18 protein-coding genes are annotated in these 16,814 nt (G+C 36.7%); 16 read left to right on the plus strand and 2 right to left on the minus strand.

All coding sequences use genetic code 11. The annotated features are described in order from the left end of the window. The 16 genes from leuA to BTOYO_RS20385 all read left to right on the plus strand — a co-directional run bounded on the left by leuA (position 1) and on the right by BTOYO_RS20385 (position 13,776). A complete protein-coding gene (gene leuA / locus BTOYO_RS20310) occupies positions 1 to 1,521 on the plus strand; it encodes a 2-isopropylmalate synthase (protein WP_000809591.1) in 1,521 nt (506 codons plus the stop codon). 77 nt (positions 1,522 to 1,598) lie between these two features. Then, positions 1,599 to 2,663, plus strand: coding sequence for a 3-isopropylmalate dehydrogenase (gene leuB / locus BTOYO_RS20315; protein WP_000415349.1), 1,065 nt, complete (start codon positions 1,599 to 1,601; stop codon positions 2,661 to 2,663). After that, positions 2,663 to 4,057 carry a 3-isopropylmalate dehydratase large subunit gene (gene leuC / locus BTOYO_RS20320; protein ID WP_000520118.1) on the plus strand — a complete coding sequence of 465 codons (1,395 nt, stop codon included), beginning with the start codon at positions 2,663 to 2,665 and terminating at the stop codon, positions 4,055 to 4,057. The genes leuB and leuC overlap by 1 nt, the downstream gene beginning before the upstream one ends. After that, positions 4,035 to 4,616, plus strand: coding sequence for a 3-isopropylmalate dehydratase small subunit (leuD, locus tag BTOYO_RS20325; RefSeq protein WP_000433198.1), 582 nt, complete (start codon positions 4,035 to 4,037; stop codon positions 4,614 to 4,616). Before leuC ends, leuD begins: the two co-directional genes overlap by 23 nt. A gap of 308 nt (positions 4,617 to 4,924) precedes the next feature. Further along, positions 4,925 to 6,187 (plus strand): ATP phosphoribosyltransferase regulatory subunit, encoded by a 1,263-nt coding sequence (locus tag BTOYO_RS20330; RefSeq protein ID WP_000170305.1) that lies wholly within the window; start codon positions 4,925 to 4,927, stop codon positions 6,185 to 6,187. Next, on the plus strand, positions 6,163 to 6,798 hold the full coding sequence (gene hisG / locus BTOYO_RS20335) for an ATP phosphoribosyltransferase (protein ID WP_001244464.1): 636 nt from the start codon (positions 6,163 to 6,165) through the stop codon (positions 6,796 to 6,798). The genes BTOYO_RS20330 and hisG overlap by 25 nt, the downstream gene beginning before the upstream one ends. A gap of 11 nt (positions 6,799 to 6,809) precedes the next feature. Continuing rightward, positions 6,810 to 8,099 carry a histidinol dehydrogenase gene (hisD, locus tag BTOYO_RS20340; RefSeq protein ID WP_000402925.1) on the plus strand — a complete coding sequence of 430 codons (1,290 nt, stop codon included), beginning with the start codon at positions 6,810 to 6,812 and terminating at the stop codon, positions 8,097 to 8,099. After that, positions 8,099 to 8,683: an imidazoleglycerol-phosphate dehydratase HisB gene (hisB, locus tag BTOYO_RS20345; protein WP_001249957.1), complete on the plus strand. Its 585-nt coding sequence runs from the start codon at positions 8,099 to 8,101 to the stop codon at positions 8,681 to 8,683. Before hisD ends, hisB begins: the two co-directional genes overlap by 1 nt. Continuing rightward, positions 8,684 to 9,313, plus strand: a complete 630-nt coding sequence (hisH, locus tag BTOYO_RS20350) for an imidazole glycerol phosphate synthase subunit HisH (protein ID WP_000560640.1) — start codon at positions 8,684 to 8,686, stop codon at positions 9,311 to 9,313. Next, on the plus strand, positions 9,286 to 10,005 hold the full coding sequence (gene hisA / locus BTOYO_RS20355; protein ID WP_000402302.1) for a 1-(5-phosphoribosyl)-5-[(5-phosphoribosylamino)methylideneamino]imidazole-4-carboxamide isomerase: 720 nt from the start codon (positions 9,286 to 9,288) through the stop codon (positions 10,003 to 10,005). The genes hisH and hisA overlap by 28 nt, the downstream gene beginning before the upstream one ends. Then, positions 9,999 to 10,757 carry an imidazole glycerol phosphate synthase subunit HisF gene (gene hisF / locus BTOYO_RS20360; RefSeq protein ID WP_000880098.1) on the plus strand — a complete coding sequence of 253 codons (759 nt, stop codon included), beginning with the start codon at positions 9,999 to 10,001 and terminating at the stop codon, positions 10,755 to 10,757. The genes hisA and hisF overlap by 7 nt, the downstream gene beginning before the upstream one ends. Further along, on the plus strand, positions 10,754 to 11,059 hold the full coding sequence (hisI, locus tag BTOYO_RS20365; protein ID WP_000803970.1) for a phosphoribosyl-AMP cyclohydrolase: 306 nt from the start codon (positions 10,754 to 10,756) through the stop codon (positions 11,057 to 11,059). The genes hisF and hisI overlap by 4 nt, the downstream gene beginning before the upstream one ends. A gap of 10 nt (positions 11,060 to 11,069) precedes the next feature. Further along, entirely contained in the window at positions 11,070 to 11,393 is a 324-nt protein-coding gene (gene hisE, locus BTOYO_RS20370; protein WP_000390408.1) for a phosphoribosyl-ATP diphosphatase, read from the plus strand. Positions 11,394 to 11,405: 12 nt separating this feature from the next. Continuing rightward, positions 11,406 to 12,425 carry a histidinol phosphate phosphatase domain-containing protein gene (locus BTOYO_RS20375; protein ID WP_000861851.1) on the plus strand — a complete coding sequence of 340 codons (1,020 nt, stop codon included), beginning with the start codon at positions 11,406 to 11,408 and terminating at the stop codon, positions 12,423 to 12,425. Positions 12,426 to 12,492: 67 nt separating this feature from the next. Continuing rightward, positions 12,493 to 12,660 carry a YozQ family protein gene (locus BTOYO_RS20380; protein ID WP_001118878.1) on the plus strand — a complete coding sequence of 56 codons (168 nt, stop codon included), beginning with the start codon at positions 12,493 to 12,495 and terminating at the stop codon, positions 12,658 to 12,660. A 144-nt stretch (positions 12,661 to 12,804) separates the two neighbouring features. Further along, positions 12,805 to 13,776, plus strand: coding sequence for a 2-hydroxyacid dehydrogenase family protein (locus BTOYO_RS20385; RefSeq protein ID WP_001062815.1), 972 nt, complete (start codon positions 12,805 to 12,807; stop codon positions 13,774 to 13,776). 98 nt (positions 13,777 to 13,874) lie between these two features. Here the strand turns inward: BTOYO_RS20385 and pssA are convergent, their stop codons facing one another. Both pssA and BTOYO_RS20395 read right to left on the minus strand, forming a co-directional pair. Next, complete coding sequence (gene pssA / locus BTOYO_RS20390; RefSeq protein ID WP_000285425.1) at positions 13,875 to 14,576, minus strand: CDP-diacylglycerol--serine O-phosphatidyltransferase; 702 nt, start codon at positions 14,574 to 14,576, stop codon at positions 13,875 to 13,877. A 181-nt stretch (positions 14,577 to 14,757) separates the two neighbouring features. Further along, positions 14,758 to 16,644 (minus strand): LTA synthase family protein, encoded by a 1,887-nt coding sequence (locus tag BTOYO_RS20395; RefSeq protein ID WP_023441189.1) that lies wholly within the window; start codon positions 16,642 to 16,644, stop codon positions 14,758 to 14,760. Positions 16,645 to 16,814 lie beyond the last annotated feature (170 nt).

Consider the following 16,814-nt stretch of genomic DNA (forward strand, 5'->3'; position numbering starts at 1 on the left):
ATGAAGCAGATTTTGTTCATGGATACGACGCTACGTGATGGCGAACAATCACCAGGAGTGAATTTAAATGAACAAGAGAAATTGCAAATTGCAAGGCAATTAGAGAGACTAGGTATTCATGTCATGGAAGCTGGCTTTGCAGCAGCTTCCGAAGGCGATTTTCAATCGGTAAAGCGCATCGCAAATACCATTCAAAATGCTACAGTTATGAGTTTAGCTAGAGCGAAAGAAAGTGATATTCGAAGAGCATATGAAGCTGTGAAAGGTGCTGTATCTCCTCGTTTACATGTATTTTTAGCTACGAGTGATATTCATATGAAATATAAACTTTGTATGTCAAAAGAAGATGTGTTAGATAGTATTTATCGCTCGGTTACGCTTGGGAGATCTTTATTTCCGACAGTGCAATTTTCTGCAGAAGATGCGACAAGAACATCAAGAGATTTTTTAGCTGAAGCAGTAGAAGTTGCGATACGTGCAGGAGCGAATGTAATCAATATTCCAGACACAGTAGGTTATACGAACCCAGAAGAATACTATTCCTTATTTAAATACTTACAAGAATCCGTTCCTTCATATGAAAAAGCGATTTTCTCTTGTCATTGCCACGATGATCTTGGGATGGCGGTGGCAAATTCGTTAGCTGCGGTTGAAGGTGGAGCACTGCAAGTAGAGGGAACGATTAATGGCATTGGAGAAAGAGCAGGGAATGCTGCACTAGAGGAGGTCGCAGTTGCTCTTCATATTAGAAAAGATTTCTATAAGGCGGAGCCTTCGATGACGCTAAAAGAGATTAAATCGACAAGTACATTAGTAAGTAGGTTAACGGGTATGGTTGTACCGAAAAATAAAGCGATTGTGGGAGCGAATGCTTTCGCTCACGAATCAGGCATTCATCAGGATGGTGTTTTAAAAGAAGTGACAACATATGAAATCATTGAACCAGCACTTATAGGAGAATCTCAAAACCTATTTGTACTTGGCAAACATTCTGGGCGTCACGCATTTACAGAAAAAATGAAAGAACTAGGCTATGAATTTACAAACGAAGAACGCGATGTGGTGTTTGAAGCGTTTAAAAAATTAGCTGATCGTAAAAAGGAAATTACGGAAGAAGATCTACGTGCACTTATGCTTGGTGAAGCAGCTTTTGCAGCGCAGCAATATAACATTACGCAATTGCAAGTACACTTCGTATCGAATAGTACACAGTGTGCGACAGTTGTATTGAAAGATGAGGCGGGAACTATATACGAAGATGCAGCGACTGGTTCTGGAAGTATTGAAGCAATATACAATGCAATCCAAAGAATTTTAGGATTAGAATGTGAATTGGCAGATTATCGCATACAATCTATTACACAAGGTCAAGACGCACTTGCTCATGTTCATGTTGAATTAAAAGAAGGAACGCATCAAGTATCAGGTTTTGGTGTTGCGCAAGACGTATTGGAAGCATCGGCGAGAGCATATGTTCATGCAGCTGGAAAATTGAAATCGTTTATAGCGCTTGTAAAATAAGGGTTTGATAGGTGAGTGAAGCTTTCCTCACCTATCAAAATAAAGTTCTGAAAATTCAGTTAAAAGGAGTGTTAAAATTGGAAAAACGTATCGTTTGTTTAGCTGGTGATGGTGTCGGCCCGGAAATTATGGAAAGTGCAAAGGAAGTATTGCATATGGTAGAGAGACTATATGGGCATCATTTTCATTTGCAAGATGAGCACTTTGGTGGTGTTGCTATTGATTTAACGGGGCAACCATTACCACAGCGAACACTTGCCGCTTGTTTAGCGAGTGATGCGGTTTTACTTGGGGCAGTTGGTGGACCTCGTTGGGATGGTGCGAAAGAAAGACCGGAGAAAGGATTATTAGCTTTAAGAAAAGGACTTGGTGTATTTGCGAATGTTCGCCCTGTAACGGTAGAAAGCTCAACTTCGCATTTATCCCCATTAAAAAATGCTGATGAAATTGACTTCGTTGTCGTTCGTGAATTAACAGGTGGTATTTATTTTTCTTATCCGAAAGAGCGAACGGAAGAAGTCGCAACGGATACACTTACGTATCATCGTCATGAAATTGAACGTATCGTTTCTTATGCTTTTCAATTAGCGAGTAAGAGATCGAAAAAAGTAACGTCTATTGATAAGGCGAATGTTTTAGAATCTAGTAAATTATGGAGAACTGTTACGGAAGAAGTCGCTCTTCGTTATCCTCATGTTGAGTTAGAGCATATTTTAGTAGATGCAGCTGCTATGGAGTTAATTCGGAACCCAAAGAGATTTGATGTTATCGTAACAGAGAATTTGTTTGGTGATATTTTAAGTGATGAGGCTTCTGTATTAGCAGGGTCATTAGGAATGCTTCCATCAGCGAGTCATGCGGAAAACGGGCCTTCTTTATATGAGCCTATTCACGGTTCAGCACCGGATATTGCAGGGAAAAATAAAGTGAATCCAATTGCGATGATGCGTTCGGTTGCGATGATGCTTGGGCAATCATTTGGATTAACGAGAGAAGGATATGCGATTGAAGAGGCAATTTCTGCAGTTCTTCAATCTGGAAAATGTACAGTTGATATTGGGGGAGATGAGACGACAACTTCATTTACGAAGGCGGTTGTTCAAGAAATGGAAGAGCAGGCACTAGTAGGGAGAGGAAGATAATGGGGAAAAGGTTGCTAGATAAACTTTGGGAAAGACATGTAGTTACAACAAATGAAAATGGATTGGATTTATTATATATCGATCTTCATCTTATTCATGAAGTAACTTCACCGCAAGCCTTTGAAGGCTTGCGGCTTGCAAATCGAATTGTTCGGAGACCGGAATTAACGTTTGCAACGATGGATCATAATATTCCAACGAAAGATATTTGGAATATCACCGATCGCATTGCGAAGCAGCAATTGGATACACTTCGTGAAAATTGTAAACAATTTGAGGTGCGATTAGCTGATATTGGTGATGAAGAGCAAGGAATCGTTCATGTTATCGGGCCGGAACTTGGACTCACACAACCAGGGAAAACGATTGTTTGTGGTGATAGCCATACAGCAACTCACGGTGCTTTCGGTGCGCTAGCGTTTGGTATTGGTACGAGTGAAGTAGAACATGTATTAGCAACTCAAACGTTGTGGCAACGAAAACCGAAAGCGATGGGGATTGAATTAACAGGAAAGTTACCGAAAGGCGTTTATGCAAAGGATATTATTTTACATCTTCTCTCAAAGTACGGTGTAGCGGTTGGGACTGGGTATGTAATGGAATTCTACGGAGAGACGATTCGTGATATGGGAATGGAGGAGAGAATGACACTTTGTAATATGGCAATTGAAGGAGGAGCGAAAGCAGGCATTATTGCACCGGATGAAAAAACATTTTCTTATGTAAAAGGGCGTAAATATGCACCAAAAGACTATGAATCTTTCACGGAAAAATGTTCGGAGCTTTATACGGATTCAGATGCGATTTATGATTTACATATTTCAATAGATGTTACGAGTCTAGCTCCATACGTAACTTGGGGAACAAATCCTAGTATGGGTGTTCCTATTGATGAAAAGTTACCAGAAAAGCATAACGAAAATGATGAAAGAGCATTTTCATATATGGGATTGAGTCCTGGACAAAGTACGTTTGAAATTCCTGTTAAGCATGTCTTTATTGGTTCTTGTACAAATTCACGTTTATCTGACTTAGAAATTGCTGCATCCGTTGTAAAAGGGAAAAAGGTAAAAGAAGGTGTGCGGGCACTCGTTGTACCAGGATCAAAAAGTGTGAGAGAGCGGGCAATGCAAAAAGGCTTACATCACATATTTGAAGAAGCGGGGTTTGAATGGAGAGAGCCTGGATGCTCAATGTGCCTTGGGATGAATCCAGATCAAGTACCTGAAGGAGAACATTGTGCGTCTACTTCAAATCGTAATTTTGAAGGAAGGCAAGGGAAAGGGGCAAGAACACATTTAGTAAGTCCAGCTATGGCAGCAGCTGCTGCATTATATGGGCATTTTGTTGATATTAGAAAGGAGAGTTACGATGGAGCCATTTCGTATTCATAAAGGTACTGCCGCAGTACTTATGAATGATAACATTGATACAGATCAAATTATTCCGAAACAATACTTAAAGAGAATTGAAAGGACAGGATTTGGAAAGTATTTATTTGATGAGTGGCGTTACGATAATGAGCGCCATGAAAATCCTAATTTTCCCCTTAATGCACAAGAACGAAAGGGAGCAAGTATATTAATTACAGGTGATAATTTTGGATGCGGTTCTTCAAGAGAGCATGCTCCGTGGGCCCTTGCTGATTATGGTTTCCGCGTTATTATCGCAGGGGGATTTGCAGATATTTTTTATATGAATTGTATGAAGAATGGTATGTTACCGATTGTAATGGATAAAGAGATGCGTGAACAACTTGCTACAATAAATGCGAGAGATCAAATAGAAGTCGATTTAGAGAATGAAGTCATTACTACAAATACGCACAGGTTTCATTTTACAATCGAGAAAATGTGGAAAGAAAAATTATTAAATGGTCTAGATGAAATTGCCATTACGATGCAATATGAACAAGAAATTGAAGAGTATGAAAGAAAAGTAGCTTTATATTAAGAAATAACGGAATATTAAAAATGTATTTACATTCAGAATTAACTGTTATATAATATGGAAAAATCAGAGGAGAAAGGGAGTAAGTATTATGAATATCGTACAATCTATTAAAATGCTTACACAACTACATCATCATACATGAAACCCTTGAACCTAACGTGAAAACGTGTAGGCACAAGGGTTATTCCCGTTGTACCTACACTCTACTAAAGAGCCTTGTAGGTATTTTGTCTACAAGGCTCTTTTTATTTTCGGTTTGGGTGAATGGAATGGGCATACATTAGAAAGGGAAGGGCGTGTGAATTCAGATGACAAAGTGGAAGCGGGCAAATCCGAATGGAACGAGAGATTACTTATTTGAAGAATGTACGTTAATTGAAGAAGTGGAACAAAAATTAAGACGTACATTTTTAGAGAGAGGCTATGAGGAAATAAGGACACCTACAATTGAATTTTATGATGTGTTTGCTTTTCAAAATCGGCCGATAGATGAAGAGAAGATGTATAAATTTTTTGATGAAAAGGGACGGATTATCGTGTTACGTCCAGATATGACGATTCCTTTAGCGAGAGTAATTGGAACGCAAAGGTGGGATACGCCTCTTAAGGTGACATATAGTGGAAATGTATTTCGGGCGAATGAGTCTCTGTCTGGAAAATATAATGAAATTGTACAAAGTGGTATTGAAATTATCGGGATTGATAATGTAAGAGCTGAAATTGAATGTGTGATAAGTGTAATGCAAGCACTACAAAGGTTGAAGGTACAATCTTTTACAATCGAAATTGGGCAGGTAGAGTTATATAAATGTATTGTAAAAAAGCTCTCTATTCATGATGAAGAAGAGAGAGTACTTAGAACGTATATAGAAAGCAAAAATTATGCTGCTCTCTCAAATTTTATCGGAGAAAAGAAATTAGATCGGTGCGATGAAACAGTAAAATTACTTGAGAAATTACCAAGGTTATTTGGGAATTTAGAGGTTATTGAGGAAGCAGAAAAACTCGCCTCAAGTAATGAAATGAAAATGGCCATTGCAAGAGTGAAAGAAATATATGAAGCGGTTGAAAGGCTAGGCTATGGACCTTATATATCCATTGATTTAGGCATGATTCAACATTTGGACTATTATACGGGTATTATTTTCAAAGGGTATATATATGAAATTGGAGAAGAGATTGTTAGTGGTGGAAGATACGATGAGTTAATTGGGAATTTTGGAGAGATGGTGTCAGCGGTTGGCCTCGCGGTGCAAGTAAATCAAATAATCAAGGCACTTCAAGAGCAACAAGAATCTTATGAACGAGAGCCAATAGATATGATGATACATTATGAATTAAATAGATTAGCGGAAGCTGAAAGGTTAAGAAACTTACTTCGAAAGGACGGGAAGAATGCCCAGTTATCTTTATTCTCTAATTTAAACGACACATTTCAATTTGCAAGAAACAATAAAATAGTAACGGTCGTTGAGGCAAGGAATGAATCATTGGTGGAATATGTATGGAAAGAGAAATGGGTCGTTCAGAAAGAAGGGGAGACTTCATGCGTAACATTCAAATTGCGTTAACGAAAGGAAGATTAGAGAAACATGTTATTCCGCTGTTTGAGAAAATTGGAATTGATTGTTCAGAGCTTAAAGATAAAGGGAGAAAGCTTGTCTTTCAAAGTAAAAATACAAACATTTCATTTATTTTAGTAAAAGCGGTTGATGTTGCTACTTATGTAGAACATGGAGTAGCTGATATTGGGATCGTTGGAAAAGATATTTTAATGGAAAATGAAAAAGATATATATGAAATGTTGGATTTAGGAGTGGGTATGTGTAAATTTTGTGTCGCTTCTATTCCTACGTATAATCCGAAGAGTTACCGAAAGAAACGAATTGCTACGAAATATCCACACATCACTTCCAATTATTTTCACGAAAAGGGAGAAGATGTAGAAATCATAAAAATAGAAGGTTCTGTAGAAATTGCTCCGCTTCTTGGATTAGTAGATGCGATTGTTGATATTGTTGAAACAGGAAAAACACTACAAGAGAATGGGCTCATTGTATTTGAGGAAATGTATTCTATATCCGCTCGAATGATTGTAAATAAGGCAGCTTTAAAAACTAAAAAAGACGAAATATTCAGTATTATAAATGTGATGGAGCAAGAAATTTTATCAGGGAAATAGGAGGGCTTACAATGGAGATCATTTATGAAGACTTCAAGGAGGCATTATCCAAAATAAAAGTGTTGCGAGAAAACGCTAATATAATAGAAGAAACTGTTCAAAGAAGTGTAAGGGAAATCGTTCAAAACGTAAGAGAAAGTAAAGATGAGGCTTTATCTTTCTATACAAAAAAGCTTGATGGTGCGGATGTTAAAACTTTTCGTGTAAGTGAAGAAGAAATAAAACAAGCAAGTGCATTTGTAGAACTTTCTTTTTTAGAGGCGCTACAAGAGGCGAAGAAAAACATTATCTCATATCATGAAAAGCAAAAGAGGCAATCTATGTTTGATTGCGAAAGTGATGGGATAATTAGAGGGCAGCTCATTAGACCGTTAGAAAATGTAGGTGTATATGTGCCAGGCGGGAAGGCATCGTATCCCTCTTCAGTATTAATGAATGTATTGCCAGCCAAACTGGCAGGTGTGAAAAAAATTGTAATGGTAACACCGCCAAGGCAAGGAGGAATTGACCCGCATATATTAACTGCCGCAGGTCTTGCAGGTGTAGATGAAGTTTATATGGCTGGTGGTGCCCAGGCAATCGCTGCTTTAGCGTATGGGACGGAATCGATTCCGAAAGTGGATAAAATAGTTGGACCGGGAAATTTGTACGTTGCTTTAGCGAAGCGAGAAGTATACGGAATAGTAAATATCGATATGATTGCTGGGCCATCAGAAATTGTAGTTATCGCTGATGAAACAGGCAATGCCAAATATATCGCTGCTGATTTATTATCGCAAGCAGAACATGACGAGAGGGCAACAGCGATTTGTATTACAACGAATATAGAACTAGCTAAAGAAGTAGGAAGAGAGATAGAAAGACAGTTAGAAACATTACCAAGAAGTGAAATCGCTCGTGAATCAATAAAAAGAAATGGAGCCATTTTTATCGTTTCTTCTTTAGATGAGGCACTAAAGTTATCAAATGAAATAGCTCCAGAACATTTAGAGTTACATATAAAAGAGCCAATGAATGCTCTAGCTTATGTGAAACATGCAGGCTCTATTTTCCTTGGGCCATATGCACCAGAGCCGCTCGGCGATTATTTGGCAGGACCGAATCACGTTTTACCGACAAGTGGAACAGCAAGATTTTTCTCCCCGTTATCAGTCGATGATTTCGTAAAAAAATCAAGCTTTCTTTCTTATACAGAGGAAGCGTTAAAAAATGTACAACATCATATTGTAGAACTTGCAAATAAAGAAGGTTTATATGCACACGCAAGAGCAGTCCAAATGAGATTTGAGGAGGAAGAATAATGCGACAGTCGAGTCAAGTACGTGAAACGACAGAAACAAAAATTAAATTAAGTTTGCAGCTTGATGAAAGTACGAATGTTTCTATTCAAACAGGAGTAGGTTTTTTTGATCATATGCTAACTTTATTTGCAAGGCATGGACGATTTGGTTTACAAATTGAAGCTGAAGGTGACGTGTTTGTCGATGCACATCACACGGTTGAAGATGTTGGAATTGTACTCGGAAATTGCTTGAAAGAAGCACTGCAAAATAAAGAGAGTATTAATAGGTACGGTTCCGCATATGTACCGATGGATGAATCTTTAGGTTTTGTCGCAATTGATATAAGTGGACGTTCCTATATTGTGTTTCAAGGCGAGTTAACAAATCCGAAATTAGGCGATTTTGACACAGAATTAACGGAAGAGTTTTTTAGAGCAGTTGCTCATGCAGCAAATATTACGTTACACGCTCGTATTTTATACGGAAGTAATACACATCACAAAATTGAAGCTTTATTTAAGGCATTTGGTCGAGCGCTTAGAGAGGCAGTCGAAAAAAATGACAACATTACTGGTGTAAATTCAACGAAGGGGATGTTGTAATTGATTGCTATTGTAGATTATGGGATGGGAAATATTCGTAGTGTGGAACAGGCATTAAAATATATTGGAGCAGAGTATATCGTAACGGATGATAGAGAGGAAATATTGAGAAGTGATGGCGTTATTTTACCAGGAGTAGGGGCATTTCCGAAAGCGATGGACGTTCTAGAAGAAAAAAAATTAGTATTTGTGCTAAAAGAGATTGGGAATTTAGGGAAACCGTTCCTTGGTATATGTTTAGGTATGCAACTTTTATTTGAAAAAAGTGAGGAATTAAAAGACTGTAGCGGATTAAGTTTATTGCCAGGTGTTATTCGGAAATTAAAAGTGCCTTATAAAATTCCACATATGGGATGGAATGAATTGAAGAAAGAAGGAGAAATACCACTTTGGAATGGAATAGAAGACGGTTCTTTCGTATATTATGTCCACTCTTATTATGCAGATTGTCCAAAGGGGATTGTGTATGGGGCAAGCGAGTATGGGGTGCAAGTACCTGGTTTTGTAGCGAAAGGAAATGTATTTGGAGCGCAGTTTCACCCTGAAAAAAGTGGGGAAGTCGGAATACAAATTTTAAAGAATTTTAAAGGGGTGGTAGAAGCATGGAAATTTTCCCAGCTATCGATTTAAAAGAAGGGCGATGTGTCAGACTTTATCAAGGAGAGTTTAGTAAAGAAACGGTTATGAATGAAGATCCGGTTGCGCAAGCGATCATATTTGAAAAGCTTGGAGCGAAAATATTACACATTGTTGATTTAGACGGTGCAATTGCTGGAGAGTCTTTAAATTTGTTTATCATTGAAAGAATATGCAGGGCGGTACGTATTCCTGTGCAAGTTGGAGGAGGGATTCGATCGCTTGTAGCAGTGGAGAAGTTATTGTTAGCAGGTGTAGAAAAAGTCATTTTAGGAACAGCTGCTCTTTATGATAAGTCATTTTTAGAGGAAGCAGTTCGGCTATATAAAGAGAAAATAATTGTTGGAATTGATGCGAAAAATGGTTTCGTAGCAACGAGAGGTTGGCTTGATGTGTCTGAAATTTCTTATATTCATTTAGCGAAGCAAATGGAGAGTATAGGTGTTCAAACGATTGTATTTACAGACATCTCGAGAGATGGGACACTTGCAGGACCAAATTTTGAGCAATTAGGGTTACTGCAAAAAAGTGTGGGTATTCGTCTCATTGCTTCTGGAGGAGTGGCGTCTATTCAAGATGTGAAAAGGTTAAATGATATGAATATACATGGTGTTATCATTGGTAAGGCTCTTTACGAGAATACAATTGATTTAGAAGAAGTGCTAGAGGTAACAAAGCTATGTTAGCGAAACGAATTATTCCATGTCTAGATGTGAAAGAAGGGCGAGTCGTAAAGGGTGTAAATTTTATAGGATTACAAGATGTCGGTGATCCTGTTGAAATAGCGGCTTTATATAATGATGCGGGAGCAGATGAAATTGTATTTTTAGATATTACTGCGACACATGAAGGGCGAAAAACGATGATAGATGTTGTAGAAAAAACTGCCTCAAAAATATTTATTCCTCTTACAGTAGGTGGGGGGATTTCTAATGTTCAAGATATATACAATCTGCTACGAGCCGGTGCGGATAAAATTTCAATTAATTCAGCAGCAGTACGGAATCCAAAACTAATTCAGGAAGGTGCAGAACATTTTGGCTCGCAATGTATTGTTGTAGCAATCGATGCTAGAAAAGTAGCAGAAGGTAAATGGAATGTATACGTTAATGGCGGGAGGGTTGATACAGGAATGGATGCAATCGAATGGGCGAAGCACGCCGTACAATTAGGGGCAGGAGAAATTTTGCTAACGAGTATGGATGCAGATGGAACGAAGGATGGATACGATCTTCAGTTAACAGAAGCAATTTCAAGTAGCGTTTCCGTCCCGGTAATTGCATCAGGAGGATGTGGTCATGCGGATCACATTATAGAGGTATTTAAAAAGACAACAGTCGACGCAGCGCTAGCAGCATCAATCTTTCATTATGGTGAAGAGACTGTGCAGGATGTAAAGAGAAAATTAAGAGAAGCAAACGTTGAGGTGCGACTATGAAGCCTAACTTCTCAAAAGGGTTATTACCAGCAGTGGTGATAGAGGAAGATACGAAAGAAGTTTTAATGCTCGCTTACATGAATGAAGAAGCGTATGAAAAGACGTTAGAAACAAAAAGGACGTGGTTTTATTCTCGCTCAAGACAATCGTTATGGAATAAAGGAGAAACATCGGGCAATATGCAGTATGTTCAATCCCTTTATTTAGATTGTGATCAAGATTCAATTGTAGTTGTTGTAAAGCAAGTAGGACCTGCTTGTCATACGGGAGAGAAAACATGTTTTCATTATAAAGTTATATAGGGGGATGAAGATGGAAGATGTCCTTAAATTATTATTTGAAACAATTGAAGACCGAAAGGAAAATCCAGTGCCAGAATCATATACAAATTATTTATTTTCAAAAGGAGAAGATAAAATTTTAAAGAAAATTGGGGAAGAGTGCTCTGAAGTGATCATTGCTTCTAAAAATAATGATAAAAAAGAACTAGTAAAAGAAATGGTTGATGTGTTTTATCACTGTTTTGTTCTATTAACCGAAAAAAACATTTCACTAGAAGATGTTATGGAAGAAGTGAAAGAAAGAAATGGAAAGCTTTCGAGAGTAGGGGAACGAAAAGAAATAGATACGTTATAAGGGGGAATATGTATGAAAGTGGATTATCATCTTCATTTAGAAGAAGGGCCTTATTCAATAGGTTGGCTTGCCAAAATAAATGAAACGCTACAATATTATGAGCCGCTTCAAGAAGAAAGACATTCTATCGAATGGCTTATGAAGACGCAAGAACGCCTGCAAAGACGTGTGAAGGAAGGACCATTTACAGCGAAATGGATTGATTTATATTTAGAAGAGGCATTGCGAAAAGGTATAAAAGAAGTTGGGATTGTGGATCATTTATACCGCTTTCATGAGTCGAAAGTATATTATGAAAAATATGTGAATATTAGTGATTCGAAGCTTGGGCGTTTACAGAAGGAATGGTTAGACCAAGTAAGAGTAGTTTCACTATACGATTTTACAAAGTCGATTGAAGAGGCGAAAGAACGATGGAGTAAAAGAGGCGTTACACTTAAACTTGGAATTGAAGCGGATTATTTTATTGGCTGTGAAGAAGAGCTAAAAGAATTGTTAGCACTAGGAGACTTTGATTATGTAATTGGGTCTGTTCATTTTTTAAACGGCTGGGGGTTTGATAATCCAGATACGAAAGAATATTTTGAAGAGCATGATTTACATATACTATATGATACGTTTTTCAAAACAGTTGAGAGTGCAGTTCGTTCCGAGTTATTTGATATTATAGCCCACCTTGATAACATAAAAGTATTTAATTACAGGTTGGATGAGAATGAACAGCTTTCTTATTATAAGAAAATAGCCCGTGCATTAGTAGAAACTAATACCGCAACAGAAATAAATGCGGGATTGTACTATCGTTATCCTGTACGGGAAATGTGCCCGAGTCCACTGTATTTACAAGTGTTAGCTAAACATGGTGTTCCCATTACTATTTCTTCAGATGCTCATTATCCGAATGATTTAGGGAAATACGTAAAAGAAAATGTGCAAACATTACGAAATCATGGTATTACTCATATCGCAACATTTACGAAACGAGCAAGAGTAATGAGACTACTTGAAGAAGAAGTAACAATTATAAAATGACCCACGATTTTTTGATGAAAACCTTCCTTTTTGTTCAAAATAAGAAAGAAAAAAAGGAGGGTAAGAAATGGCGAAACAACAAAATAAACAAAATGTACAAGGTGCACAGCAACAAGCTTATACTTCTGAAACGAATGCTGCATCTCAATCAGTTATTGAGGAGCAAATTAGCGATACAGTTGCAGAAGGAACAATTGATGTAAAGCTCGGAAAAGAATCGCAGGAAAAAGCGTAAGAAGAGGGGGGAGTTGCATCTCCTCTTTTTTCATGGAAAAGTGTCGATTTTCAAAACTATAATCAAATTCCTTGGTTTTTATAAGTGGATTTCTTACAATGAAATATAAGAGATATCTTATTTTCTATAGAAGAGGTGTTAGTAGTGGCAAAAATATTAGTAGCAGGGGAAATTCCAGAAATCGGATTAGAACTATTAAAAGATCATGATGTAGAAATGTATGATAAAGAAGAGTTAATTTCTTTAGATGAATTAACAGAGCGTGTAAAAGATAAAGATGCATTGTTAAGCTTACTTTCTACAAAGGTGACGAAAGAAGTTATAGATGCGGCACCTAATTTAAAGATTGTTGCAAACTATGGTGCTGGCTACGATAATATTGATTACTTGCATGCAGGAGAAAAAGGGATTACGGTAACGAATACACCGAAAGTATCAACTGAAGCGACAGCAGAATTAACATTTGCACTTCTTTTAGCAGCAGCACGTAGAATCCCTGAAGGAGATACGTTATGTCGTACAACTGGATTTAACGGATGGGCGCCATTATTTTTCTTGGGCCGCGAAGTACACGGTAAGACAATTGGAGTTATCGGTCTTGGCGAAATCGGGAAGGCAGTTGCAAAGCGTGCGAAAGCATTTGGAATGAACGTTTTATATACAGGACCAAATCGTAAGCTTGAAGCTGAAGTTGAACTAGAAGCGACATATGTAACATTAGAAGAGCTGTTACAAACGGCAGATTTTATTACAATTAACTGTGCCTATAATCCAAAATTACATCATATGATCGATGAAGAACAGTTTAAAATGATGAAGAAGACAGCATATATTATAAATGCTTCGCGTGGACCAATTATGAATGAATTAGCACTTGCTTATGCATTAAAAACGAAAGAAATTGAAGGAGCAGCTCTTGACGTATTTGAATTTGAACCGAAAATTACGGAAGAACTAAAAGGATTAAAGAATGTGGTGCTTGCTCCTCACGTAGGGAATGCAACATTCGAAACTCGTGATGCGATGGCTGAAATGGCAGTAAGAAATATTTTAGCTGTATTAAACGGTGAAGACCCTGTAACACCTGTAAATCCAAAAGTATTAGTTACAAAATAAAGTGAGACTTTCATTTGTAAGGCCTCCCGATTAATCAGGTTGTCCGCAAATAGCGGAATAAAAAGAAACCTTCCGAATACGGAAGGTTTTTGTTTTTCTTATTTTTCTTTATTCGCTTTATTAGACGGTCTTTGTCTAATAAATTGAGATAGCATATACAAAATATATAGTGGAATAGCAATGAATAAGAAAACAGAAAAATTCCCGATCCCTGTTTGATACATTGTGATAATGATTCCAACTAAAAATAATGTAATAATGATGCTATATCTTGGAATTGGTACATCTTTTAAACTTGGGATACGAATACGACTCACCATTAAAAATGCGAACGTTACAAAGACTGTAATAAGAACGATTTTGGGAATGGTATGTGAAAATAATGTTAAGAAAGCAACAAGCCCTCCCGCTGCTGTAATCGGTACTCCAGTGAAATATTTCATTGAAGTAGAAGATGGTGTTACATTAAATCGTGCTAAACGATATGCTCCGAAAAGAGGGAATAATCCCGCTATGTATAATCCGATGATTCCGTAGTTTGAGAAAGATGTGTAATACATTAAAACAGCTGGTGCTGCACCAAATGTTACGACATCTGCGAGTGAATCAAGCTCTTTTCCCATTTGTGAATCAACGCGTAATAAACGAGCAACACGACCATCAAGACTATCTAACATCATCCCGATAAGTACTAAAATAGCAGCTGATTTATAATATCCTAAAGATGCATAGCCGATTGATAAAAATCCGCTATATAAATTTCCGAGCGTAAATAAGTTTGGAATAGCTGCTCTATACAAAATCTGATCCCTTGCTTTCTGTAATAAATTCTTAATTAGTGTATGAAAGTTTACTTATTTTATCATACCATAAATTTCTTCCTCATACGAAAGAAATTACCAATTTGTGAAAGATTTCATGGGAGAATGATTTGGAAAATAAGTGGAAAAAGAAGCAACTTTTATAAAGTTGCTTCTTGCACTATTCAAATTTTGTTGTCATTGTTCCGGTTTTATATCGATTGTTAGGATCGAAACGTAATAAATCTCCATAAATGAGTTTATCGGATAATTTTAATTCTGTTTTTGCTTTTTCAATATACGGCTGACATAGTGATATAGCAGCTTCTTCACCTGTATTTCGTTTATAGCACATGTTTTTTGTATAAACATAATCTTCCGAAACAAAACTACCATCACGCATTACCATAAGTGGATCTTTTTCTTTAATAAATAAGTCCGTTCCAAATTCAACGGATTGATTTGTTTTAATCCCAAGTAAATGAAGGAGCGTTGGTTTAATATCAAGTTGACCGGATACTTTAGAAATCGTTTTTCCTTCTTGACCTGGCACATGAATAATGAGAGGGACGCGTTGTAATTGCATAGAATCAAACGGTGTAATAGCGTCTTTCCCAAGGAACTGGGCCATAGCTGCGTTATGGTTTTCAGAAATACCGTAATGATCACCATAAATGACAATAACTGAATTATCATACAGTCCTTCATCTTTTAACTGTTTAATAAATAATTTAAGAGCTTCATCCGTGTAACGAACAGTTGGAAAGTAACGGTTTAAAACACCACTGTCCGAATTAAACTCATCAACATATTGATCTTCTGGATTTAGAAGAAATGGAAAATGGTTTGTTAAAGTGATAAATTTTGTATAGAACGGTTGCGGTAAAGATTTTAACTTTGGAATAGATTGTTCAAAGAACTCTTTATCTTTTAATCCCCAACCAACAGACATTTGTTCCGTACCTACGTAATCATTTAAATTAAAGTAACGGTCATAACCAAGCGCAGGATACATTACGTCACGATTCCAAAACGTTTTATCGTTTGAATGGAAGACACCAGAAGAATATCCGTATTTCTTTAATTGTTCTGGTGTGGCAGTATACTCATTTGTTGCATGAGTAAAGAATACAGAACCACGGTCTAACGGATAAAGTGAATTTTCAACGATAAATTCAGCATCAGAAGTTTTACCTTGTCCCGTTTGATGATAGAAGTTATCGAAATAAAAACTATCTTTAATAAATTCATTTAAAAATGGAGTAATTTCTTTTCCATTTATTTTTTTATTAATAACAAAACTTTGTGTAGATTCCATTGAAATTAAAATTACATTTTTACCTTTTGCAGCTCCAAATAAGTTTTTATCAACTTGCTTATCTTTTGCATCTGTATAGTTTTTAATTTCAGAGAATCCGTCGCCACTTGCGAATACACGTTCAGCCGAAGACTTAGATTGAAGCGTAATATCAAATAGATGATATGTGTATAACCCTAAATTTTTCACGACAGTTTGACGGTCAAATGAGCGTGAGAACATTTGTGGCTTATAAATAACTGAAACAACAATTTGTAGTGCTAATAACGCAGTTACACCGCTAAAGAAAGTTCTCTTCTCAGATCGTGAAAGTGGTGTTTTATCACCAAATGATGGGAATTTACGTGAAATAAACATTAAAATAATTGCATCTGCAAATAAAAGTAATGTTTTGTACGTAAAGAGCTCTTTTATGCTCGTCCCTAAATCAGCCATATTATTTGTTTGGAATAAAACCGGGAAGGTAACGAAATCGTTATAAAACCCATAAAACATTGCATTTCCAAATAAAATAAATGACAGTATAAAACTAATTCCAATTATAATTCGATTTCGATGCTTAGATGCAAATAAAGCTAAACCGAAAAATAAAAGTAACGCAGCTAGTGGATTAATAAACAGCATAAATTCTTCAAAGAAGTTATCAATTTTAATATCAAACGCTAGCTTGTACACAATATATGTTTTAATCCATAATAAAACGACTGCAACGAGTGCAAATCGTAATTTTGGAAACAGATGTTGTAGCATAATATACTCCTCTCCTAGAAAGCATGACAGTTCTTGCGAGCCGGTTTGATTAGCGCCTCACTTTATATATACGAACAGTCTTTTGTTATTATGATTATTATACTATGAGTATCATTATACGAAAATTAAAGAGGGTTGTGGGCTTTTTTTGCAACAATTGAGTAGAAAAA

Origin of the sequence: Bacillus toyonensis BCT-7112 (assembly GCF_000496285.1) — a bacterium.
Lineage (GTDB): Bacteria > Bacillota > Bacilli > Bacillales > Bacillaceae_G > Bacillus_A > Bacillus_A toyonensis.